This window comes from Chimaeribacter sp. YP20170169 (assembly GCF_056739715.1).
Genome location: NZ_CP176824.1, coordinates 562,906 through 584,484, shown reverse-complemented (window position 1 = coordinate 584,484; position 21,579 = coordinate 562,906). Strand labels below are relative to the sequence as shown.

General features: G+C 61.6%; 17 protein-coding genes. 8 read left to right on the top strand and 9 right to left on the bottom strand.

Annotation, left to right across the window (positions count from 1 at the left end):
* The first annotated feature begins 11 nt into the window (after positions 1 to 11).
* The 6 genes from ACK3SD_RS02650 (at position 12) to dkgA (ending at position 6,713) form a co-directional block, all read left to right on the top strand.
* Positions 12 to 524, top strand: coding sequence for a TRAP transporter small permease (locus tag ACK3SD_RS02650; RefSeq protein ID WP_481126667.1), 513 nt, complete (start codon positions 12 to 14; stop codon positions 522 to 524).
* 15 nt (positions 525 to 539) lie between these two features.
* Positions 540 to 1,829 (top strand): TRAP transporter large permease, encoded by a 1,290-nt coding sequence (locus ACK3SD_RS02645; protein ID WP_481126666.1) that lies wholly within the window; start codon positions 540 to 542, stop codon positions 1,827 to 1,829.
* Positions 1,830 to 2,022: 193 nt separating this feature from the next.
* Entirely contained in the window at positions 2,023 to 3,216 is a 1,194-nt protein-coding gene (metC, locus tag ACK3SD_RS02640) for a cystathionine beta-lyase (RefSeq protein ID WP_481126665.1), read from the top strand.
* A gap of 95 nt (positions 3,217 to 3,311) precedes the next feature.
* On the top strand, positions 3,312 to 3,974 hold the full coding sequence (locus ACK3SD_RS02635) for a DedA family protein (RefSeq protein ID WP_481126664.1): 663 nt from the start codon (positions 3,312 to 3,314) through the stop codon (positions 3,972 to 3,974).
* Between the two features lie 270 nt (positions 3,975 to 4,244).
* Positions 4,245 to 5,486 carry a porin gene (locus tag ACK3SD_RS02630; RefSeq protein ID WP_481126663.1) on the top strand — a complete coding sequence of 414 codons (1,242 nt, stop codon included), beginning with the start codon at positions 4,245 to 4,247 and terminating at the stop codon, positions 5,484 to 5,486.
* 393 nt (positions 5,487 to 5,879) lie between these two features.
* Positions 5,880 to 6,713, top strand: coding sequence for a 2,5-didehydrogluconate reductase DkgA (gene dkgA / locus ACK3SD_RS02625; RefSeq protein WP_137762144.1), 834 nt, complete (start codon positions 5,880 to 5,882; stop codon positions 6,711 to 6,713).
* A gap of 45 nt (positions 6,714 to 6,758) precedes the next feature.
* Here the strand turns inward: dkgA and ACK3SD_RS02620 are convergent, their stop codons facing one another.
* From ACK3SD_RS02620 to parC, 5 genes are all read right to left on the bottom strand, one after another.
* Positions 6,759 to 8,090: a PTS sugar transporter subunit IIC gene (locus ACK3SD_RS02620; RefSeq protein ID WP_481126662.1), complete on the bottom strand. Its 1,332-nt coding sequence runs from the start codon at positions 8,088 to 8,090 to the stop codon at positions 6,759 to 6,761.
* A 341-nt stretch (positions 8,091 to 8,431) separates the two neighbouring features.
* Entirely contained in the window at positions 8,432 to 10,867 is a 2,436-nt protein-coding gene (locus tag ACK3SD_RS02615) for a DmsA/YnfE/YnfF family dimethyl sulfoxide reductase (RefSeq protein WP_481126661.1), read from the bottom strand.
* A gap of 129 nt (positions 10,868 to 10,996) precedes the next feature.
* Positions 10,997 to 12,412: a cell division protein FtsP gene (ftsP, locus tag ACK3SD_RS02610; RefSeq protein ID WP_481126660.1), complete on the bottom strand. Its 1,416-nt coding sequence runs from the start codon at positions 12,410 to 12,412 to the stop codon at positions 10,997 to 10,999.
* A 108-nt stretch (positions 12,413 to 12,520) separates the two neighbouring features.
* On the bottom strand, positions 12,521 to 13,264 hold the full coding sequence (locus tag ACK3SD_RS02605; protein ID WP_481126659.1) for a 1-acylglycerol-3-phosphate O-acyltransferase: 744 nt from the start codon (positions 13,262 to 13,264) through the stop codon (positions 12,521 to 12,523).
* A 294-nt stretch (positions 13,265 to 13,558) separates the two neighbouring features.
* Complete coding sequence (gene parC / locus ACK3SD_RS02600) at positions 13,559 to 15,835, bottom strand: DNA topoisomerase IV subunit A (RefSeq protein ID WP_137762139.1); 2,277 nt, start codon at positions 15,833 to 15,835, stop codon at positions 13,559 to 13,561.
* Positions 15,836 to 16,139: 304 nt separating this feature from the next.
* Between parC and ACK3SD_RS02595 the strand changes: the two genes are divergently transcribed.
* Both ACK3SD_RS02595 and ACK3SD_RS02590 read left to right on the top strand, forming a co-directional pair.
* Positions 16,140 to 16,724 (top strand): NAD(P)H-dependent oxidoreductase, encoded by a 585-nt coding sequence (locus ACK3SD_RS02595; RefSeq protein WP_481126658.1) that lies wholly within the window; start codon positions 16,140 to 16,142, stop codon positions 16,722 to 16,724.
* A gap of 110 nt (positions 16,725 to 16,834) precedes the next feature.
* Positions 16,835 to 17,140: a putative quinol monooxygenase gene (locus tag ACK3SD_RS02590; protein WP_481126657.1), complete on the top strand. Its 306-nt coding sequence runs from the start codon at positions 16,835 to 16,837 to the stop codon at positions 17,138 to 17,140.
* Positions 17,141 to 17,185: 45 nt separating this feature from the next.
* On the opposite strand, the gene ACK3SD_RS02585 is transcribed toward ACK3SD_RS02590, so the two are convergent.
* From ACK3SD_RS02585 to cpdA, 4 genes are all read right to left on the bottom strand, one after another.
* Complete coding sequence (locus tag ACK3SD_RS02585; protein WP_481126656.1) at positions 17,186 to 18,082, bottom strand: LysR substrate-binding domain-containing protein; 897 nt, start codon at positions 18,080 to 18,082, stop codon at positions 17,186 to 17,188.
* Between the two features lie 68 nt (positions 18,083 to 18,150).
* Positions 18,151 to 20,046 carry a DNA topoisomerase IV subunit B gene (gene parE, locus ACK3SD_RS02580; RefSeq protein ID WP_481126655.1) on the bottom strand — a complete coding sequence of 632 codons (1,896 nt, stop codon included), beginning with the start codon at positions 20,044 to 20,046 and terminating at the stop codon, positions 18,151 to 18,153.
* Positions 20,047 to 20,148: 102 nt separating this feature from the next.
* The gene (gene yqiA, locus ACK3SD_RS02575) at positions 20,149 to 20,730 is read right to left on the bottom strand and encodes an esterase YqiA (RefSeq protein ID WP_481126654.1); all 582 of its coding nucleotides are present in this window, start codon (positions 20,728 to 20,730) and stop codon (positions 20,149 to 20,151) included.
* Positions 20,730 to 21,557, bottom strand: coding sequence for a 3',5'-cyclic-AMP phosphodiesterase (gene cpdA, locus ACK3SD_RS02570; RefSeq protein WP_481126653.1), 828 nt, complete (start codon positions 21,555 to 21,557; stop codon positions 20,730 to 20,732). The genes yqiA and cpdA overlap by 1 nt, the downstream gene beginning before the upstream one ends.
* Between the last annotated feature and the right edge of the window lie 22 nt (positions 21,558 to 21,579).

Sequence of the window (21,579 nt, the reverse complement as noted above, 5' to 3'; positions counted from 1 at the left end):
CCGGGGGAGTTATGGCCCGTTACTACCTCTCATCCATGGATATTCTCTACCGCATCGCGATGTGGATCTCTGGCATCGCCCTGCTACTGATGGTGGCGGTCATTCCCGTCGGCATCTTCTACCGCTATGTGCTCAATCAGGCGCTCTCCTGGCCGGAGCCGATCTCCATCCTCTGCATGGTGACCTTCACCTTTGTCGGCGCGGCGGTCAGCTACCGCGCTGGCTCGCACATCGCGGTGGCGATGGTGACGGATCGCCTGCCGCCGCTGTGGCAGAAGGTGGCCTCCACTCTCACTGACCTGCTGATGCTGGCGCTGAGCCTGTTTATCCTGGTCTATAGCATTACGCTCTGCCGCGACCTCTGGGAGCAGCCGGTGGCCGATTTCCCGCTGCTGACCGCGGGCGAAAGCTACCTGCCGCTGCCGATTGGCTCGGCGATCACCCTGCTGTTCATTCTGGAACGGCTGTTGATGGGGCCGCAGCACCACCGCCAGGTGGTGGCATTCGGCACCTCGGAAACCTGATGTGGGGCAACTCTGATGGATGCGTTTATTCTGCTGTTCTCGCTGGCCGTGCTGCTGGCGATTGGGGTGCCGGTGGCCTATGCGGTGGGGCTGAGCGCCGTGGTCGGCGCGTTCTGGATCGAGTTGCCGCTGGAGGCGATCATGATCCAGCTCACCAACGGGGTGAATAAATTCTCACTGCTGGCGATCCCCTTCTTTATTTTGGCGGGCGCGATCATGGCCGAGGGCGGCATTGCCCGCCGGCTAGTGAGTTTCGCCTACATCTTTGTCGGCTTTATCCGTGGCGGCCTATCACTGGTGAATATCATGGCCTCCACCTTCTTCGGTGCCATCTCCGGCTCCTCGGTGGCGGACACCGCCTCCATCGGCTCGGTGATGATCCCGGAGATGGACAAAAAGGGCTACCCGCGTGACTTCGCCGCCGCCGTTACCGCCAGCGGATCGGTGCAGGCCATCCTGATTCCGCCCAGCCACAATGCCGTCATCTACTCGCTGGCGGCCGGTGGCACCGTCTCCATCGCCGCGCTGTTCATCGCTGGCGTGCTGCCCGGCCTGCTGCTCTGCCTGTCACTGATGGTGATGTGCATCGGCTTCGCCCACAAGCGCGGCTACCCAAAAGGCGAGCGCATCCCGTTCCGTCAGGCGCTGAAGATCTTCGTTGATACCCTGTGGGGACTGATGACGGTGGTGATCATCATGGGCGGCATCCTGAGTGGTATCTTCACCGCCACCGAATCCGCCGCCATCGCCTGCCTGTGGTCGTTTTTCGTTACCATGTTCATCTATCGCGACTACAAATGGTCAGAGCTGCCGAAACTGATGTACCGCACGGTAAAGACCGTCACCATCGTGATGATCCTGATTGGCTTCGCTGCCTGCTTCGGCGCGGTGATGACCTACATGCAGCTGCCGACCCGCATCACCGAGTTCTTCACCGCCATCTCCGACAATAAGTATGTCATTTTGATGTGCATCAACATCATGCTGCTGCTGATCGGCACCCTGATGGACATGGCCCCCATCATCCTGATCCTGACGCCGGTGCTGCTGCCGGTGACCAACTCGCTCGGCATCGACCCGGTGCACTTTGGCATGATCATGATGGTCAACCTCGGCATCGGCCTGATTACCCCGCCGGTTGGCTCGGTGCTGTTCGTCGCCAGCGCGGTGAGCAAACGCAAGATTGAGGAGGTGGTGAAGGCGATGCTGCCCTTCTACTTCGTACTGCTGCTGGTGCTGATGCTGGTGACCTACGTCCCGGCCATCTCGCTCTGGCTGCCGGGGGTGTTCGGCGTTCACGGTTAGTGGTTTGTTCCTCCCTTGCCCGCCGCTCGCATGGCGGGCTTTTTTATTGGTTTTTTTTCCTTTCGCCCCACGCAATGACGTCGGATTCTGCTGTTTTTCCCCTTGGCTGGCAAAAGCCTCCCCCCTGCTGGCTGGCCGCGTGGTAAGTTATCCGGCAAGTAACATTCACAACACAATAGGTAACAGGGCAACGATGGCAGGAAAAAAACAGGATACCGTGCTGGTGAGTGCCGGGCGGCAGAAGCGTTATACCCAGGGATCGGTCAATGCCGTCATCCAGCGGGCCTCTTCGCTGGTATTTGAGTCGGTGGCGGCGAAAAAGCACGCCACCGCCCACCGCGCCAACGGCGAGCTGTTCTACGGCCGCCGTGGCACCCTGACCCACTTTGCCCTGCAGGACGCCATGACCGAGCTGGAGGGCGGCGCTGGCTGTGTGCTCTACCCCTGCGGCGCGGCCGCGGTAAGCAACGCCATCCTGTCGTTTGTCAGCGCTGGCGATCACCTGCTGGTGATTGGCTCCGCCTATGAGCCGACGCAGGATTTCTGCTCGAAAGTGCTGGCCAAGATGAACGTCGAAACCACCTACTTCCCGCCGCTGATTGGCGCGGGCATCGCCGAGCTGGTGCAGCCCAACACCAAGGTGGTGTTTTTGGAAGCGCCCGGCTCCATCACCATGGAGGTGCCGGACATCCCGGCGATGGTGCAGGCGGTGCGCGCCGTGGCCCCCGAGGCGGTGATTATGCTCGACAACACCTGGGCGGCGGGCGTGCTGTTTGACGCGCTGGCCCATGACATCGACATCTCCATTCAGGCTGGCACCAAGTACATCATCGGCCACTCCGACGCGATGATTGGCACCGCGGTCGCCAACGCCCGCTGCTGGGAGCAGCTGCGCGAGCACTCCTACCTGATGGGCCAGATGGTGGATGCCGACACCGCCTACATGGCGGCGCGCGGCCTGCGCACCCTTGGCGTGCGCCTGAAGCAGCACGAGGAGAGCAGCCTGCGCATCGCCCGCTGGCTGGCGACACGCCCGGAGGTGGCAGAGGTGCGCCACCCGGCACTGCCCGGCTGCCCCGGCCACGAGGCCTTTATGCGCGACTTCCACGGCAGTTGCGGCCTCTTCTCCTTTATCCTCAAAGCGCGCCTGAGTGATGAGGCGTTGGCGGAGTACCTCGACCACTTCCATCACTTCAGCATGGCCTACTCCTGGGGCGGCTTTGAGTCGCTGATTCTGGCGAACCAGCCGGAGGAGTTGCAGGCCATCCGCCCGGCGGAGCGCCTGGCCTTTAGCGGCACGCTGGTGCGGCTGCACATTGGTTTGGAGGATTGCGACGATCTGATTGAGGATCTGACGGCCGGCTTTGGCCGGCTGTGCCTCTCCTGAGTCTCGGCATCCCATCCTGCACGGCGGCGCACTATACTCATCAGAGGCCATAACGGCCTCTGATGAGGGATGTTCCATTCGCAACGGGAAGAATAATGGAAGTACTGACACATATTTTTCATGCGCTCTGGCAGCAAGATTTTAGCGCGCTGGCCGATCCGGGCGTGATCTGGATCATTTATGCCATCCTGTTCACCACCCTGTTTCTGGAGAATGGGCTGCTTCCCGCCTCTTTCCTGCCGGGCGATAGCCTGCTGCTGCTGGCCGGCGCACTGGTGGCCAAGGGCGTGATGAGCTTCTTGCCGACGCTATTGATCCTGACCACCGCCGCCAGTCTCGGCTGCTGGCTAAGCTACCTCCAGGGGCGCTGGCTGGGGGATACGCGCATCGTGCGCCGCTGGCTGCTGCAACTTCCGGCCCACTACCACCAGCGCGCCTATGCCCTGTTCAACCGCCACGGGCTGCTGGCCCTGCTGGGCGGCCGGTTTCTGGCCTTTGTGCGCACCCTGCTGCCGACCATGGCTGGCATCTCTGGCCTAAGCAACTCCCGTTTCCAGTTTTTCAACTGGCTGAGCGGCGCGCTGTGGGTGGGCGTGGTGGTGTCGCTGGGCTTTGCCTTCAGCCAGATCCCGCTGGTGAAACGCCATGAGGATGCGGTGATGGCTGCGCTGATGGTGCTGCCGATGCTGCTGCTGGTGCTGGGCCTCGCCGGTGTCATCTGCATGGTGATCAAAAAGCGCCGCGCCGCTGACAAGTAAGCACTTCGCGTAATCGCACTCCTCCTTTTAACCCGCCGGCGGCATTGCCCCGACGGGTTTTATTTATTCCCCTGCAAAATAATATATTAAATGGTTAATTATTAGATAGATCATTTAATTATTTATTAATTCCTTTTTAATAAAGCATAAATTGATAATCCTTGAAAATAGCGATTATATAAGGCACGAAAAGTTCCATGTGATTCCTTATTTCCTTATTTTCTTATTTGGCTAATTAAAGAACCCAAATCAATCAAGAAAGGACCTCTCATGTTTAAAAAAAATTTGATAGCAATGGCGCTGCCTTTCATGTTATTGACTGCCGGGGCACAAGCAGCGACCCTGTATGATAACGAAGGCACTAAAATTGACTTCACTGGCTCTATCCGTCTGATGATGGAAAACTCCGATTCACGCGACCAATATAACCCAGGACAGGACTCCCTCATTCTGCGTGACCAGACCTCCCGTTTCGGTTTCGGCTTTGACCACGCCTTCAATCAGGGCACTGCCCACGGCATCGGTTACCTGGAGTTCGGCAACGACACCCAACAGGGTGAAGGCGACTTCGAAATGAATAACCGCCAGGGCTGGGCCGGCTTCCGTCTTGACGACGTGGGCGACCTGACCTTCGGCCGTATCACCTCACCATTCGATGACATGCCGCAGTCTGACTTCAGCTACGAGTATGGCGGCGTGATGGACTTCGGTGCCTACAACAACGGCTTCATCGGCCGTACCGGCGGCTCCGACTCTGGCGATGACAACTTTATCGGCCGTGTCTCCAACTCTATCCGCGTGATGAGCGCCGACTACAACGGCTTCAGCTTCGGTGGCTCCTATACCCTGCAAACCGAAGGCGACGAAAATGCCGCCGCCCTGCAAAACGCCTACAGCCTGGCTGCCTTCTACAAAACCGAAACCGATAACCTGGCGATGTCCTTCGGCGCTGGTTATGGCTACGCGCATCTGGAGCAGAACGGCATCTATGGCCTGGGCTACCAAGGCAGCTTCACCAGCATCAGCAACGGCAGCGAATATGACGGCGAAGATGGCACCGAGCAAATCTGGGGCCTGTCTGGCAAGTTCACTCACAAGCCAACCAACCTCTCCTTCTCTCTGGATATCGGCCAGCTCTACATGGATAACGTGGTCTCCGGCGACGTGAACTATGAAGGCAGCCAGGCTGTTGATAAAGCGCTGTTCTACGTAGGCGACACCGCGACCGTCAACCTGTTCGGTGTGGGCATGAAATGGGCTTACGAAGATGACAACAGCATCTACGGCGGCTACTACATGAAAGATGCCGACGACGAGCTGTACAACTGGAAAGAGCAGAAATTCGTAGTGGGTACTGACTACTACTTCACCAAAAACGTCGTGGTCTGGGGCGAATACGCCTACATCGACGTCCGTGCCGACAAGTGGGTTGACAGTGACAATGTCAAACGCGACTTCGCCAGCGTTGGTGATGACAACCGCATCGCGGCCGGTATGCGTATCTACTTCTGATAGTCTTTCGCCCCCTGTTATATCAGGGGGCACACCCTGTTATTTTCCGTTCCCCTCATAGCGGAATTAACAATGCCACTGTTGTTTTTATCTATTTCGGCGCTTTTATAGCGCCGTTTTTTATTTAACGCCTTTTGGTATTTAGGAGAAAAATAAATAAGCATATTATTAATAGAGTAAGTGTGACGTTATTTCCCGCAATGGCCGTCCATGCTTCCCTGCCTGCATATATTCCCGCCGCTATTTTCGCCAATCGATAACGCGCGTCCGGCACGAAAATTCCCAATATAAAATCCTCGCGGCAACGGCAAGTCACCACATATTGGCTACACTAATAGGTCAATCCGTACTCTGACCGTGCCCAGCACGGAAAACCCGTATAAGGAGAGCCTAATGGCAACGCAGCAACCCATCATCAAACTGCACGATGGCAACCTGATGCCGCAACTGGGCCTTGGCGTTTGGAAGGCCAGTAATGAAGAGGCGACCGCTGCCGTCGCCAAGGCGCTGGAGACCGGTTACCGCCACATTGATACGGCGATGATCTACAAAAATGAGGAGGGCGTCGGCAAAGGGATTGAGGCCGCTGCCTTGCCGCGTGAGGATCTGTTTATCACCACCAAGCTGTGGAACGATGACCAGCAGCACGCCCAGCAGGCTCTGGAACAGAGCCTGAGCCGGCTGAAACTGGATTATGTTGACCTCTACCTGATTCACTGGCCGGTGCCGCAGCAGGGCCACTATGTTGATGCCTGGAAGCAGTTGCTGTCCCTGAAAGAGCAAGGGCTGGCGAAAAGCGTGGGCGTCTGTAACTTCCAGATCTCCCACCTGCAACGCCTGCTGGATGAGACTGGCACCGCGCCCGTCATTAACCAGATTGAGCTGCACCCGCTGCTGCAACAGCGCCAGTTGCACGCCTGGAACGCCACCCACCACATTATCACAGAGTCCTGGAGCCCACTGGCACAGGGCGGCGACGGGGTATTTGATCACCCGACCATCGTGAAACTGGCTGAGAAGTATGAGAAAAGCCCGGCGCAGATTGTCATTCGCTGGCATTTGGATAGCGGGCTGATTGTGATCCCGAAATCCGTCACGCCGAAACGCATCGTCGAGAACTTTGACGTGTTTGATTTCCGGCTGGAGCGTGAGGAGCTAAGCGAGCTGGCGAAACTGGATGCCGGCCAGCGGCTGGGGCCGCACCCAGACCCGGATGCGCAACCCTGACAGCAAAAGAGCCTCCAAGGAGGCTCTTTTTTTATGCTGCGTTTATCAATGTGCCACAGTGGTTCCCGCCGGGCTGGCCTCCTCCTGTGAGGCCGCCTCTTCCGCCTCCTGCGCCAGCAGTTGCCGCTCATAGACCTTGAAGAAGGGGTAGTAGACCACCGCTGACACCACCGCCAGCACCACCACCAGCAGCGCGGCGCGGAAATCCCAGCCGGTGCCCCACGCTGCGCCAATCGGTGCCGGGGCCGTCCAGGGCACCACGGAGATCACCCGGCCAATCAGATCCATCTTCACCGCCGCATAGGCGATCACGGAGTTCACCAGCGGCGCGATGATAAACGGCAGGAAAAAGGTCGGGTTCATCACAATTGGCGTGCCGAAAATCACCGGTTCATTGATGTTGAAGGCGCTCGGCACCAGACTCAGTTTGCCGATGGAGCGCAAGTGCGCGCTGCGGCTGCGCAGATAGAGCAGCACCAGCCCGAAGGTGGCACCGGAGCCGCCAATCACGATGAAGAATGACCAGAACGCCTCGATAAAGATGTGCGGCATCGGCAGCCCGGCGGCCAGCGAGCTTTGGTTGACGCCCAGGTTGGTCAGCCAGAAGGCCTGCAACATGCCGGAGACAATCACCGCGCCGTGGATGCCAGCAAACCAGAGCAGGTGCGCCAGCAGTACCGCCAGCAAGATGGCCGGTAGGGAGTCGGCGGCAGAGATCAGCGGCTGGAAGATGGCCATGATCGCCTGCGGCAGCAGCATATTGAACTGATCCTGAATCAGCAGGCTGAGCGGGTAGAGGGTCAGCACCACCACCAAAATCGGGATCAGCAGGTCAAATGACTGTTTGATCTTCGCTGGCACCTGATCAGGCAGGCTGATGCCAATGTTGTAGTGCTTCAGCAGGCGCACCATTTCGGTGGTATAGAGCGCCACCAGAATGGCGGTGAAGATGCCGATGCCACCCAGCGCAGCAGTGGGCAGCGCCTTGTCCACCTGTGGCGCGGCCACCAGCAAAAAGGACATCAGCGAGAGCATTGCCGCCATAAAGGGATCGAGCTTGTAGCTCTGTGCCAGGTTATAGGCGATGGCAGCCGTGATGTAGATCGACATGATGCCCATCGTCATGTTGAAGGGGGTCAGGATCTCCGTCTCATAGTTGCCAGCGATCGCCAGCCACCAGCGCGCCAGACTCCAGCCGCTCTCGGCGGAGAAGGGCGGGTAGGCAAACACCAGCAGGAAAGATCCGACGATCATGAACGGCATCGCGGAGATAAAGCCGTCGCGGATCGCCATCACATGCCGCTGGGTAGAGAGCCGGCCCGCTATCGGGCTGATACGCATCTCTATGAAGTTGAAGATCGACTGGCTGACGCTCATTTTCCACCCCTTGAACCGGTCAGAGAGAAACGCGATGCCACCGCACAGGCGGCGCGGCATCCTGTAGTTAGGTGCTGTTTTTGCTTCGTTGCCAATGCCAGCCAACGGCTGGCCAATAGTGTGTTTCGTGCGCCCGGCGTTCCCTGGATCATTGAGGAAACGGAGGAGGGCGCGCTCAAGTATGGGCAAGAAAAATGCGCAACTGCAACCGGTTACAGTAACCGGTTGCAGTTTTTGTCAGGTTCTGTGAGTCAGATCCAGAATTGAATTGAAGGGCGTGGCAGCCAGCTTTTTCAGCGTGCGGTGCGGCTCGCATATTCCCTGCGATGGCACCGCCTGCGTCACTGTACCCTCTCGATCTCTACCCGATTGCTGTGTTGCGGATTGCCCTTGGCGAGCGGTGAGGGACGGTGTGAGGTCAGGGTATTAATGCAGCCACCGTGATCGACCCTGTCACCCTGCATGTCCGCCTGATGCCATGCGCCCTGCCCCATCGCCGTCACGCCCGGCATGATGCGCGGCGTGACCTTGGCGATCAGCCGCACATCGCCGCGATCGTTGAACACCCGCACCCGGTCGCCATCCCTGATCTGGCGCGCCGTCGCATCCAGCGGGTTGATCCACACCTCCTGCCGCGCCGCCGCCTGCAACACATCGATGTTGCCGTAGGTGGAGTGGGTGCGTGCCTTGTGGTGGTAGCCAAACAGTTGCAGCGGGTAACGGGCAAAACGTGGATCATCCCAGCCCTCAAAACCGGGATGGTAGATCGGCAGCGGGCTTATCACCTCATCCGCCAGCAACGTCCAGCGGACGGTAATCTCCGCCAGTGCGCTGGAGTAGATCTCAATCTTGCCGGAGGGAGTGGCGAGCGGGTTGGCCTCGGGGTCTTCCCGGAAGGCGCGATAGGCCACGAAGTGGCCGGCCGGGTCACGCTGACGGTAGATGCCAGCCGCCCGCAGCGCCTCATACGTCGGGAGTTGCGGATCGCGGGCGCGCATCTTGTCGTAAAGCCAGTGCAGCCACGCCGACTGGCTGCGCCCCTCGGTGAAGCGTTGCAGCACCTCTGGCCCGAGCCGTGCCGCCACGCCGCTCAGGATCTCATAGATGCCGCGCCGCTCAAATTTGGCGGGGGTGGCCGGCTGGCTGAAGATCAGGTAGCCCATGTGGCCAGCAGACTCATTGGCGACGATGTCCTCCTGCTCGGTGGTCATCAGATCTGGCAGCAGCAGGTCAGCGTAGCGCGCCGAGGAGGTCATGAAATTGTCGATCACCACGATGGTTTCACACAGGCTCTCATCCTGCAAAATCTCATGGGTGCGGTTGATGTCGGCGTGCTGGTTGACCAGCGTGTTACCGGCGTAGTTCCAGATGAACTTGATTGGCGTCTCCAGCCGGGCCTTGCCGCGCACGCCGTCGCGTAGCTCGGTCATCTCCTGGGCGCGGATGATGGCGTCTGTCCAGGCGAACACCGGGATGCTGGTGCGCACCGGGTTCTCCAGCACCGGCATCCGTTCGATGGTACAGGTATAGCTCGATTCGCGTGCGCCGGTGCCGCCGCCCGGTAGCCCGACGTTGCCGGTCAGGATGGCGAGCATGGCGATGGCGCGCGAGGTCAGCTCACCGTTGGCCTGTCGCTGTGGCCCCCAGCCCTGCATGATGCAGGCTGGCTTGGCAGTGGCGATCTCACGCGCCAGCGCGACGATGCGATCCTGTGGGATGCCCGTAATTGCCTCCGCCCATTGCGGCGTTTTGGCGGTGCCATCCTCCCCCTGCCCCAGAATATAGGCTTTGTAGTGGCCGTTGGCGGGCGCGCTGGCCGGCAGGGTCTTCTCATCGTAGCCAACGCAGTAGCGATCCAGAAACGCCTGATCGACACGATCCTCAGTGATCATCACATAGGCCAACGCGCTGACCAGCGCGGCGTCGGTGCCGGGACGGATCGGGATCCACTCATCCTCGCGCCCAGCGGCGGTGTCGGTGTAGCGCGGATCGATCACTATCATCCGTGCGCCGCTGCGCGCCCGCGCCTGCTGGAGCAGGTAGGTGACGCCCGCACCGCTCATGCGCGTCTCCGCCGGGTTGTTGCCGAACATCACCACCAGCTCGCTGTTGACGATATCAGAGGGGCTGTTGCCCTCGTTGCCGCCGTAGGTATAGGGCATGGCGGCGGCGATCTGGGCGGTGCTGTAGGTGCCGTAGTGGCTGAGGAAGCCGCCGTAGCAGTTCATCAGGCGCGCCACCAGCGAGGCATAGGGGGACGAGCGCGTCAGGTTGCCGCCGACGATACCGGACGAATAGTTGAGATAGACCGCCTCGTTGCCATAGGTTTCGACGGTCTGCTTCAGCCGCCGCGCCAGCGTGTCCAGCGCCTCCTCCCAGCTGATGCGCTTGAATTTGCCTTCGCCACGCTTGCCGACCCGCTTCATCGGGTAGTTGAGGCGCGCCGGGTGGTTCATCCGCCGCCGGATCGAGCGACCGCGCAAACAGGCGCGAATCTGGTGATCGCCCCACGCATCGGCGCCGGTATTATCGCTCTCCACCCAGGTGACGCACTCATCTTGCACATGTAGCCGCAGGGCGCAGCGGCTGCCGCAGTTGACGGAGCAGAGGCTCCAGACCACTTGCTCTTCCGGTTCGCGCGCTGGCGTGGGCGTGGCCCCTGCCGTGCCAAAGGGCAATCGCACCGCCCCCGCCGCCAGCGCCAGCCCGCTGCCCTTCAGCAAGCCGCGCCGTGTGATACCGCCCCTTTGGGTGGGCGTCGCACTGTTGTCGCTCATCCTCTCCCCTCCTGTTGGTTAACCCACAGGCTGGAGTAACAAAAAGCGCGTGCGAATGCCTTGCTCTTTATCAAGCAACAGGCCGGGAGGGGGAAGAAAAAGCAGGCAGGGCGGGCGCCCTGCCCTCACTCAGTTGGCGGGTTGCACCACCAGTTGGCCGGCAGAGCCGCGATCGGCCATCTCCAGCGTCTGGCTGTAGAACAGGAAGGGGAAGTGCTCAAACGAGGGCTGGTTGAAGTAGACCAGCAGCTCCACCTGGCCATCCACCCAGACGGTATCCTTGAAGCCAGCATCCTCCGCCAGCGGCGGCCCGCCATTGACGCTCTTCACCAGGAAGGAGACGCCCTGAATATGGAAGGATTGCGGCAGGTCGGCGCGTACCGTCCAGCGCTCCCAGGTGCCCTGCACCGCCTGCGCGTCCGTGCGGTTCATGTCCCACACTGCGCCATTGATGCCAGCCTGATTGTCACCGAGGCGGAAATCGCGCGTGCGCACCACGTTCCCCTCCAGCAGTTGGTCGGCCAGCAGGCGCATCGGCAGGTTGTCCGTCACCAGCGGCAGCAGGCCAGTGGGTTTCAGCGTCAGCACCAGCGTGTTGACCAGAATGCTCGACGGCTCGAACAGCCCGCGCAGCCGGTCCATGATGCCCGCCGCCTCACCGGCGGTGATTGACACCTCATCGCCCTGCGACATATCCACCAGAATTTCGCGCCGCTCGCCGGGGGCCAGCGAGAGGTGCGGCACCGCCGCTGGCGCGGGCAGGAAGCCCTGATCGGCGGCCACCACGTGGAACGGGCGGTTGTCGCTCATCTTTAGTATGAAGCGGCGCGAGTTGGAGGCATTCAGCAGGCGCAGGCGCACCCAGCCGCGTGACACCTCGACGTAGGGGCTTTCCACGCCATTCACCAGCAGCGTGTCGCCGAGGAAGCCGCCCTGCGCGGGCGCGTCATATTGCGGGGTGCCGAAGTTGTCGAGGCGCTTGTCCTGGAGGATCAGTGGGAAGTCATCCACGCCGTAGTGGCTCGGCAGCGGCAGGGATTTGCTGACGCTGTCCTCCACCAGCCACAGCCCGGCCAGCCCGTTATAGAGGTGCGGGGCCATCCGGTTGGGGGTGTTGGCGTGATACCAGCAGGTGGCGGCCGGCTGGCGGATAGGCAGCACCGGTGCCCAGTCAACGCCCGGCGACATCATGCGCCCTGCCCCGCCGGTCAGCGTACCCGGCACTTGCAGGCCACTGACGGTCATGGCGACCGGCTCACTCAGCCGGTTGCTGTAGATCAGTTTGACGTCATCCCCGCTGTAGACGCGCACCGTCGGCCCCAGATAGAGGCCGTTGACGCCCCAGACGCTGGCCTTCGCGCCACCGTTGAATGACCAGTGGGCGCGTTGCAGGGTCAGGAACAGCGGTTGCCCACGGCGCGACTCCAACAGCGGCGGAACCGGGAGGGCGGTCTGCGTTCCGTTCGCCTCTGCCCTCAGCGGCATCGCCCCGGCAGCCAGCGCCATGCTCGATGCCTGTAAAAACTGACGTCGACTGAGTGACATATCTTCTCCATGACAAGCAATATGACTGTATGCAAAACCCCGCCCGGAGGCAGGGTGAAAAGGGCCCGGCGCACCGGGCAGCGGCCTGAATCCCAGGCCGGAAAGCGTTTACTTCTTGCGTTTGGCGGCCGCTTCTCGGGCGGCCACTTCCGCATCCAGCTCGTTGATTTTAGCCTGCATCAGCGTGCGGCAGTGCTCGGCCAGCTCACGAACCCGCTCTTTTCCATACTCTGTGGTATCGATGGGCGGCAGCATCTCTACAATCACCAAGCCATTTGACCAACGGTTCAGGTTGATTTTGCCGTGGGTGTTGGAGACGCAGATTGGCACAATCGGCACGCCAGCGGCAATCGCCGCATGGAACGCACCGGTTTTGAAAGGCATCAGGCCGCGGCCACGGCTGCGGGTGCCCTCCGGGAACATCCAGATGGAGATGTTGCGCTTTTTGAACTGCTCCACCACCTGCGAAATGGTGCCGTGCGCACGGGCGCGGTTGTCACGGTCAATCAGCAGGTTGCCGGTCAGCCAGTAGAGCGGGCCGAAGAACGGGATCCACAGCAGGCTCTTTTTACCCACCGTCACGGTACGCGGCTGCACCACGTTGGCGGCGGTGACCATGTCATAGTTATTCTGGTGGTTGGCAATGTAGATACAGTTGCCGTAGTGCGCTGCCTCTGGCGGGATGCGCTGCTCCACTTTCAGGCCAAACACCTTGGAGAGGCGGCCAAACATATGGCCGAACCGCGCCACATGGCGGGGATTACGCGGGCTGAACAGACAGAAAATTGACCCGAAGATACAGATCAGTAGCGAAAACAGCGTGACAATGATGACACGTAAAATCAACAACATAAAAAACCTCGTTAGCGAAACGCCAGCCCCAGACGCACCACTGTGCCGCCCCGGCGCCGGTCTCCTTGCTCCTGACAAACCCTCACAGGCTGTTTTATAGAGACAAAGGTGCCCTGCTCACCCTTGCTCACCCGTCCTGCGAAATCCTCAAGCCGGGTGATACAACGGCTATATTAATGCAAACGGTGAATATTCACCGAGAAAAACGACGGATTAGAGAGGCTTGGCACTTTTTGTGCCGCCGCGCCCATGCCCGGCGTCCCGGCATCACCGGGGTGCCGGGACGTGGCTGGGTTACTCGTCGCTGCTGGCAGCCGCTTCCGGGCGCGCCGGTGCATCCACGTCAACCCGGTCGATGCGTTGCAGGCCACGCGGCAGCAGCGTGCCTTTGCGGCCACGCTCGGCGCGGTATTTCTGCAAATCTTCCGGGCGCAGCGTCAGCTTGCGCTTGCCGATATGCAGCGTCAGGGAGGTTTGCGGCGGCAACACGAACAGCCAGGCCAGCCGATCCTCACCCGCCGCGGCCTGTGCCGCCGGGATGGAGACAATCTTGTTGCCCTTGCCCTTCGACAGCTGCGGCAGATCCGCCACCGGGAACATCAGCATCCGGCCCGCCGCGGTGATGGCGAGCAGCATGTCATCCTCGCCATGGATCTCCAGCGGCGTCAGTGCCTTGGCATTCTCCGGCAGGGTCAGCATCGCCTTGCCAGCGCGGTTGCGCGCCACCAAATCATTGAAGGTACAGACAAAGCCATAGCCAGCGTCAGAGGCCATCAGCAGCTTCTGGTTGTCTGCCGCCATCAACACCTGCTCCACCACCGCACCCGGCGGCGGCGTCAGCTTGCCGGTCAGCGGCTCTCCCTGCCCGCGCGCGGAGGGCAGCGTGGTTGGCTCAAGGGCGTAGCTGCGGCCGGTGGAGTCGATAAACACCACCGGCTGGTTGCTCTTGCCGCGCGCCGCGCCGAGGAAGCTGTCCCCGGCCTTGTAGCTCAGGCCGGTCGGGTCGATGTCATGCCCCTTGGCGCTGCGCACCCAGCCCATCTGCGACAGCACAACGGTGACCGGCTCAGAGGGCAGGATGTCCGTTTCGCTCAGCGCCTTGGCTTCGCTACGCTCATGCAGCGGCGAGCGGCGCGGGTCGCCATAGGCTTCGGCATCCGCCTGGATCTCCTTGCGGATCAGCGTGTTCATCTTGCGCTCGGAAGCCAGCGTCGCCTGGATCTGGTCGCGCTCCTTGGCCAGCTCATCCTGCTCGCCACGGATCTTCATCTCTTCCAGCTTGGCGAGGTGGCGCAGTTTCAGGTCAAGGATCGCCTCGGCCTGCGTCTCGCTCAGCGCGAAGCGTGCCATCAGCACCGGCTTCGGCTCATCTTCGCTGCGGATGATGTGGATCACGTCATCGATATTGAGGAAGGCGGTCAGCAACCCCTCAAGGATGTGCAGGCGCTTCAGCACCCGCTCCAGACGGTGGTTGAGGCGCAGGCGCACGGTGTTGCGGCGGAACGCCAGCCACTCCGTCAGGATCTCCACCAGCCCCTTGACCATCGGCCGGCCATCAAGGCCGATCATGTTCATGTTGACGCGGTAACTCTTCTCCAGATCGGTGGTGGCGAACAGGTGGTTCATCACCTGATCCATGTCCACGCGGTTGGAGCGCGGCACCACCACCAGACGGGTCGGGTTCTCGTGGTCCGACTCGTCACGCAGATCCTCCACCATCGGCAGCTTCTTGGCGCGCATCTGGCTGGCGATCTGCTCCAGCACCTTGGCACCGGAGACCTGATGCGGCAACGCGGTGATCACCACGTCGCCCTCCTCCTTTTTCCACACCGCGCGCATCCGCACCGAGCCACGCCCGGTTTGGTAGAGTTTGCGGATTTCGTCGCGCGGCGTGATGATCTCCGCCTCGGTCGGGAAGTCCGGCCCCTGCACGTGGGTCAGCAGCTCATCCAGCCCGGTGGCCGGTTTCTCCAGCAGCATCACGGCGGCAGCAGCCACTTCGCGCAGGTTGTGCGGCGGGATGTCGGTGGCCATGCCCACCGCGATGCCGGTGGTGCCGTTCAGCAGGATGTTGGGCAGGCGCGCTGGCAGCATTTTCGGCTCGTCCAGCGTGCCGTCAAAGTTCGGGATCCACTCCACCGTGCCCTGTCCCAGCTCGCGCAGCAGCACTTCGGCATATTTCGACAGGCGGGATTCGGTGTAACGCATCGCGGCGAAGGATTTCGGATCGTCCGGCGCACCCCAGTTGCCCTGTCCATCCACTAGCGGGTAGCGGTAGGAGAAGGGCTGCGCCATCAGTACCATCGCCTCATAGCAGGCGCTGTCGCCGTGCGGGTGGTATTTGCCCAGCACGTCGCCGACGGTACGGGCCGACTTCTTGAATTTGGCGCTCGCGTTCAGGCCCAGCTCTGACATCGCATAGACGATGCGGCGCTGCACCGGCTTCAGGCCATCGCCGATAAAGGGCAGCGCCCGGTCCATGATGACGTACATGGAGTAGTTGAGGTAGGCGTTCTCAGTAAACTTGTGCAGCGCTAAGCGCTCAGCACCGTCATGAGTCATGTCGCTCATTAAATGTTTATCCTTACACCCGTAGCGTTTTGTTCTGCATTGAAGCATCAGCCCACGGCCGGCGGGTAGATCCCGGCGCGGGGCGCATGATGCGGCGATAGTACAACATCTGGCATGGCACTGTCACAGCCACCGGCGTGCCAGGCGGGGCGGCCCGGCTATCCGGGTGAAATATGGACGCAGGCTCGCTAAATCCGCCGCTTTGTTGCATTTTAGTCAAGAGTGTTGTGCGCCATCGCACATTTTTTCTATCCGGTTGCGCCGCTATACTGCCCACCATGTCTATTGATAGGGCGAATAATAAATGAGCAACATCCTGATTCTGAATGCGGCAAAAACCTTTGCCCACTCCAAAGGCGCACTGAACGATACCCTGACCGACGTGGCGGCCTCCTTCCTGCGTGACAGCGGGCATGACGTCCGTGTGGTCAACATCGACCAAGGCTATGAGGTGCCCGCCGAGGTGGAGAACTACCTGTGGGCAGACACCGTGATCTACCAGATGCCGGGCTGGTGGATGGGCGAACCGTGGATCATGAAAAAGTACATCGATGAGGTCTTTACCGAGGGTCACGGTAAATTATATGCCAGCGATGGCCGCACCCGCGCCGACGCGGCGAAAAAATATGGCTCCGGCGGCCTGTTGCAGGGCAAGACCTACATGCTCTCCCTGACCTGGAATGCTCCGCTAGAAGCCTTCACCGACCAGGAGCAGTTCTTCCACGGCGTGGGCGTCGATGGCGTTTACATGCACTTCCACAAGGCCAACGAGTTCCTGGGCATGGCGGGCCTGCCGACCTTTATCTGTAACGACGTGATCAAGCAGCCGGACATTGAGAACGACATCGTTCGCTACCGCGCGCACCTCGCCAACGTCTTCAACGGCTAAATCAGACAATGGCCGCTGGCGCCGTGGCGCCCCAGCGGCCACACTCTGGTGGCTGACCGGGCCGCCTGCTGGCCGCCCCATCCCCGCCGTATGGACGCTACGAGGTAACGATGATCACTGTTATTGCTGAAATCCAGGTCAAGCCCGGCCGCCGCGACGCCGTGCTGGCGCAGATCGAGGCGCTACTGCCGACGGTGCGCGCCGAGGCGGGCTGTGGCTGCTACCAGCCACTGGTTGACCTCAACGCGCAGGTGCCGTGGCGCAAGACCGCGCCGGACGCCATCTTTATGTATGAGGAGTGGGAGAGCCTGAGCCACCTCGAGCAGCACCAGCAGCAGGCGCACATGGATCACCACCGCGAGGCGATCAAGCAGGATATCGAGGATGTGGTGATCCATATCCTTGAGAAGCCCTGACCCGCCCCCCGCCTGAGGCCGCTAACGCGGCCTTTTTTCTGCGCGCTATAGCCAGTCGTGCGCCATCTGCTCGCTGATGTAGTCCAAAAAGCAGGTGATGCGCGCCACCAGCTGGGTGTTGCGGTAGTAGACCGCGTGGATTGGCTGCGTCTCCGTCTCGGTCAGCTCCGCCAGCACCGGCACCAGCCGCCCCTGTCGGCAATCCTCACGGGTCATGAAATCCGCCAGTTGCACAATTCCCTCGCCCTGCAACGCCAGGTGGCGCAACGTCTCGCCACTGGAGGCACTGAGCGCCGGGGTGATGGTCAGGCGCTCGCCATCGGCGGCACGCAGCGGCCACTGGTTGAGTGACTCTGGCTGGGTAAAGCCCAGCAGGCTGTGGCGCGCCAGATCCGCCACTTGCTGCGGCTCGCCGTGGCGCGCCAGATAGTCCGGGCTGGCGAGGATACGCAGCTGGCTGCGCCCCAGCAGCCGGGCATGGATCGAGGAGTCGCGCAGCTCGCCGATGCGGATCGCCACATCCGTGCGCCGCTCCAGCAGATCGATAATCTGGTTGTCGGTGTTCAGCTCCAGCTCCACCTGCGGGTAGCGGCGGCGGAAACCGCCCACCAGCGGCACAATCACATGCTCCATGAAGGGCGCGGCGGCATTGACCCGCAGTCGCCCGGCTGGCATCTCGCGGCGCAGCGCGATCTGCTCCTCCGCCTGCTCCACCGACTGCACAATTTGCCGGGCGTGGTTCAGGAACAGCGCCCCCTCCTCCGTCAGCTCCAGCCGGCGGGTGGTGCGGCGCAATAGCGTGGTGTCCAGCTTGGTCTCCAGCCGGCTCAGGGCGCGGCTGATGCCCGAGGTGGTCTGCCCCAGCTGCTCGGCGGCGGCGGTAATCGAGCCACTGTCCGTGACGACGGTAAAGGCAAGCAACTCATCCAAGGTGATCTTCATCCATCTCCCCCGCAGCAGAAACGCATCCGGCCGCCCCTGGGGGCGGCCGGTATCATCACATCAGCACATCAGACTGCCAATTCGGCCTTGTCGCCCTTGTCCTGCAACCAGTTGCGGCGATCTTCCGACCGCTTCTTGGCCAGCAGCATGTCCATGATGGCAACAGTCTGCTCCACATCCTCGTCATCGATGGTCAACTGCACCAGACGGCGGGTGTTCGGGTCGAGGGTGGTCTCACGCAGCTGCATCGGGTTCATCTCGCCCAGCCCCTTGAAGCGCTGGACGTTGGGTTTGCCCTTCTTGCGTTTAAGCTGGTCCAGCACCCCGGTCTTCTCCTCCTCATCCAGCGCATAGTAGACCTCTTTGCCCAGATCGATGCGGTAGAGCGGCGGCATTGCCACGTAGACGTGGCCGCCCTTCACCAGCGAGCGGAAGTGGCGCACGAACAGCGCGCAGAGCAGCGTGGCGATGTGCAGGCCATCGGAGTCCGCATCCGCGAGGATACAGATCTTGCCGTAGCGCAGCTGGGAGAGGTTCTCGCTGTCCGGGTCCATGCCAATGGCGACGGAGATGTCATGCACCTCCTGCGAAGCCAGCACCTCGTCGGAGGAGACCTCCCAGGTGTTCAGGATCTTGCCCTTGAGCGGCATGATCGCCTGATACTCGCGGTCGCGCGCCTGCTTGGCGGAGCCGCCCGCCGAGTCCCCTTCCACCAGGAACAGCTCGGTCATGCTCAGGTCTTGCGAAGTGCAATCCGCCAGTTTGCCGGGCAGTGCCGGGCCGCTGGTCAGTTTTTTGCGCACCACTTTCTTGGCGGCGCGCATCCGGCGCTGGGCGCTGGAGATAGCCAGCTCCGCCAGCTGCTCGGCGGCCTGCACGTTCTGGTTGAGCCACAGGCTGAAGGCATCTTTCACCACGCCGGAGACGAAGGCCGCGCACTGGCGCGAGGAGAGGCGCTCTTTGGTCTGGCCGGCGAACTGTGGATCTTGCATCTTGACTGACAGCACATGCGCGCAGCGATCCCAGATATCCTCCGCCGACAGCTTGACGCCGCGCGGCAGGATGTTGCGGAATTCGCAGAACTCGCGCATTGCGTCCAGCAGCCCCTGACGCAGGCCGTTGACGTGGGTGCCGCCCTGCATGGTCGGGATCAGGTTGACGTAGCTCTCGGCTAGCAGCTCGCCGCCCTCTGGCAGCCAGAGCAGCGCCCAGTCCACCGCCTCGGTATCACCGGCGAAGGAGCCAACGAACGGCTTTTCTGGCAGGGTGACCAGGCCGTTGACCGACTCCATCAGGTAATCCGTCAGGCCATCTTCGTAGCACCAGCGCTGCTCGGTGTTGTTGAGCTTGTCCTTGAACAGGATCTCCACGCCGGGGCAGAGCACGGCCTTGGCTTTCAGCAGGTGCGACAGGCGGCTGATGGAGAAGCGCGGGCTGTCGAAGAAGCTGCCATCCGGCCAGAATTGGACGCGGGTGCCGGTGACGCGTTTGGCGCAGCTGCCGGTGACCGCCAGATCCTGCACCTTCTCGCCATTCTCAAACGCCATCTCATAGACGTTACCGCCACGCTTGACCGTCACCTCCACGCGGGTGGAGAGCGCGTTCACCACCGAGATCCCCACGCCGTGCAGGCCGCCGGAGAACTGGTAGTTCTTGTTGGAGAACTTGCCGCCAGCGTGCAGGCGGCAGAAGATCAGCTCCACCGCCGGGATGCCCTCTTCCGGGTGGATGTCCACCGGCATACCGCGGCCGTCGTCGATCACCTCGAGCGACTGGTCGGCATGGAGGATCACCTCAACACGGCGCGCATGGCCAGCCAGCGCCTCATCGACGCTGTTATCAATGACTTCCTGCCCCAGATGGTTGGGGCGCGAGGTATCGGTGTACATGCCGGGACGGCGGCGCACCGGCTCAAGGCCGCTGAGTACCTCAATGGAATCTGCGTTATAACTTGATTGACTCATCGTTTGATTACTATTCGTGGCCAGTGGTTGGTGGGCTGGCGGACGCCGGCCGGTTGGCGCGGCGCACCGCCCGGTTGGTGGCGGGCGGTGTGGCACAGGGCGTCAGTCAGACGCCAGCCCGAGAAAATCGATAATCGGAGAGAAGAAGCGTTCGAAACCGACGAAGGTGTGGTTGCCGCCCATCTCCACCGTCTGGCGGCAAGGCGTGTAGTAGGTCACGGCCTGGCGGTAATCGAGGATCTCATCTCCGGTCTGTTGCAGCAGCCAGATCAGATCCGGCGACTCCAGGGGATCGACCTGCATCACGCGCAGGTCGTAGACGTGGCGAGACTCTAACACATATTGCTGGCCGGTGTAGGGGTTCTGATTTTGCCCCAGATAGTCGATCAGCAGCTCATAAGGGCGCACCGCCGGGTTGACCACCACCGCCGGAATGGCGAAGCACTGCGACAGCCAGGTGGCGTAGTAACCGCCGAGCGAGGAGCCGACAATGCCGATGCGCTCGCCGGCGCGCGTCATCACCACGCTCTCCAGCAGCTCCGCCACCGCGTCCGGGAAGGGCGGCAGTTGCGGCACCAGCATCTCAATTTGCGGGTGGTGTTCCGCCAGCCAGGCCTTCATGGCGCTGGCCTTTGCCGAACGGGGGGAGCTATTAAAGCCGTGCAGGTAGAGTAAGGTGTTCATCAATAACCGTCCGAATCCATGTCCGGGCTGAACTCATCCGTGGTGAGACGGCACACCTCGGTCTCCAGCCGGCCATCTGGCCAGAGATCGAGGTAGCGCCAGCCGGGCGCCACGCTGTCGATGGTGAAGTTGGTGCAGTGCGGCTTGAACTGGACGCAGGTGGAGGGCGTCGCCAGCAGGCGGCGGCCATGCCACTCCTCGTCCATCTCCTGATGGATATGGCCGCACAGCAGTGTGGAGACCTGTGGGTAACGCGCCAGCAGCGCCGCCAGCTCGTGGGCGTTGCGCAGGCTGTGCTGGTCAAGCCAGGTGCAGCCGGAGGGCAGCGGGTGGTGGTGCAGCATCAGCAGGGTGTGGCGCTCTGGGTAAGCCTTCAGGCAGCGCTCCAACCACTCCAGCTGGTACTCGCTCAGGGCGCCGTGCGGCACGCCGAACACCTGGGTGTCAAGCAGCACTACCTGCCAGTGATCGCCCAACAGCGCCTGTTTGGAGGGGGCGATGCCCGCCTCGGCCAGCGCGTCCACCATCGCTGGCTGGAAATCGTGGTTGCCCGGCAGCCAGAGACAGGGCGCCTGAAAACGACGGATACCGGCGGTGAAGTGGCGGTAGGCCGCCAGCGAGTGATCCTGCGCCAGATCGCCCGTGGCCGCGATAAGGTCAACCGGCCGCTGTTCGGCGGCAATCGCATCCAGCACGGCGTGGTAACTGCGGAGCGTATTGACGCCCAGCAGCGTCTGGTGCTCGCCGGCAAACAGGTGCGTATCGGTTATTTGTAATATCCTGACCTTGGCGTCACCGGCCACAGGCAGCGTAAACAGGCTTTCCAAATGGTGTCCTTTGTTATCTCAC

What these genes read in the sequence shown, in the direction of transcription:
- ACK3SD_RS02650 (WP_481126667.1), top strand. Translation starts at nt 12, where the DNA reads ATGGCCCGTTACTACCTCTCATCCATGGATATTCTCTACCGCATCGCG.
- ACK3SD_RS02630 (WP_481126663.1), top strand. Translation starts at nt 4,245, where the DNA reads ATGTTTAAAAAAAATTTGATAGCAATGGCGCTGCCTTTCATGTTATTG.
- ftsP (WP_481126660.1), bottom strand. Translation starts at nt 12,412, where the DNA reads ATGTCACTCAGTCGACGTCAGTTTTTACAGGCATCGAGCATGGCGCTG.
- ACK3SD_RS02635 (WP_481126664.1), top strand. Translation starts at nt 3,312, where the DNA reads ATGGAAGTACTGACACATATTTTTCATGCGCTCTGGCAGCAAGATTTT.
- ACK3SD_RS02595 (WP_481126658.1), top strand. Translation starts at nt 16,140, where the DNA reads ATGAGCAACATCCTGATTCTGAATGCGGCAAAAACCTTTGCCCACTCC.
- ACK3SD_RS02645 (WP_481126666.1), top strand. Translation starts at nt 540, where the DNA reads ATGGATGCGTTTATTCTGCTGTTCTCGCTGGCCGTGCTGCTGGCGATT.
- ACK3SD_RS02585 (WP_481126656.1), bottom strand. Translation starts at nt 18,082, where the DNA reads ATGAAGATCACCTTGGATGAGTTGCTTGCCTTTACCGTCGTCACGGAC.
- ACK3SD_RS02605 (WP_481126659.1), bottom strand. Translation starts at nt 13,264, where the DNA reads ATGTTGTTGATTTTACGTGTCATCATTGTCACGCTGTTTTCGCTACTG.
- yqiA (WP_481126654.1), bottom strand. Translation starts at nt 20,730, where the DNA reads ATGAACACCTTACTCTACCTGCACGGCTTTAATAGCTCCCCCCGTTCG.
- parE (WP_481126655.1), bottom strand. Translation starts at nt 20,046, where the DNA reads ATGAGTCAATCAAGTTATAACGCAGATTCCATTGAGGTACTCAGCGGC.
- dkgA (WP_137762144.1), top strand. Translation starts at nt 5,880, where the DNA reads ATGGCAACGCAGCAACCCATCATCAAACTGCACGATGGCAACCTGATG.
- parC (WP_137762139.1), bottom strand. Translation starts at nt 15,835, where the DNA reads ATGAGCGACATGACTCATGACGGTGCTGAGCGCTTAGCGCTGCACAAG.
- ACK3SD_RS02615 (WP_481126661.1), bottom strand. Translation starts at nt 10,867, where the DNA reads ATGAGCGACAACAGTGCGACGCCCACCCAAAGGGGCGGTATCACACGG.
- ACK3SD_RS02620 (WP_481126662.1), bottom strand. Translation starts at nt 8,090, where the DNA reads ATGAGCGTCAGCCAGTCGATCTTCAACTTCATAGAGATGCGTATCAGC.
- ACK3SD_RS02590 (WP_481126657.1), top strand. Translation starts at nt 16,835, where the DNA reads ATGATCACTGTTATTGCTGAAATCCAGGTCAAGCCCGGCCGCCGCGAC.
- metC (WP_481126665.1), top strand. Translation starts at nt 2,023, where the DNA reads ATGGCAGGAAAAAAACAGGATACCGTGCTGGTGAGTGCCGGGCGGCAG.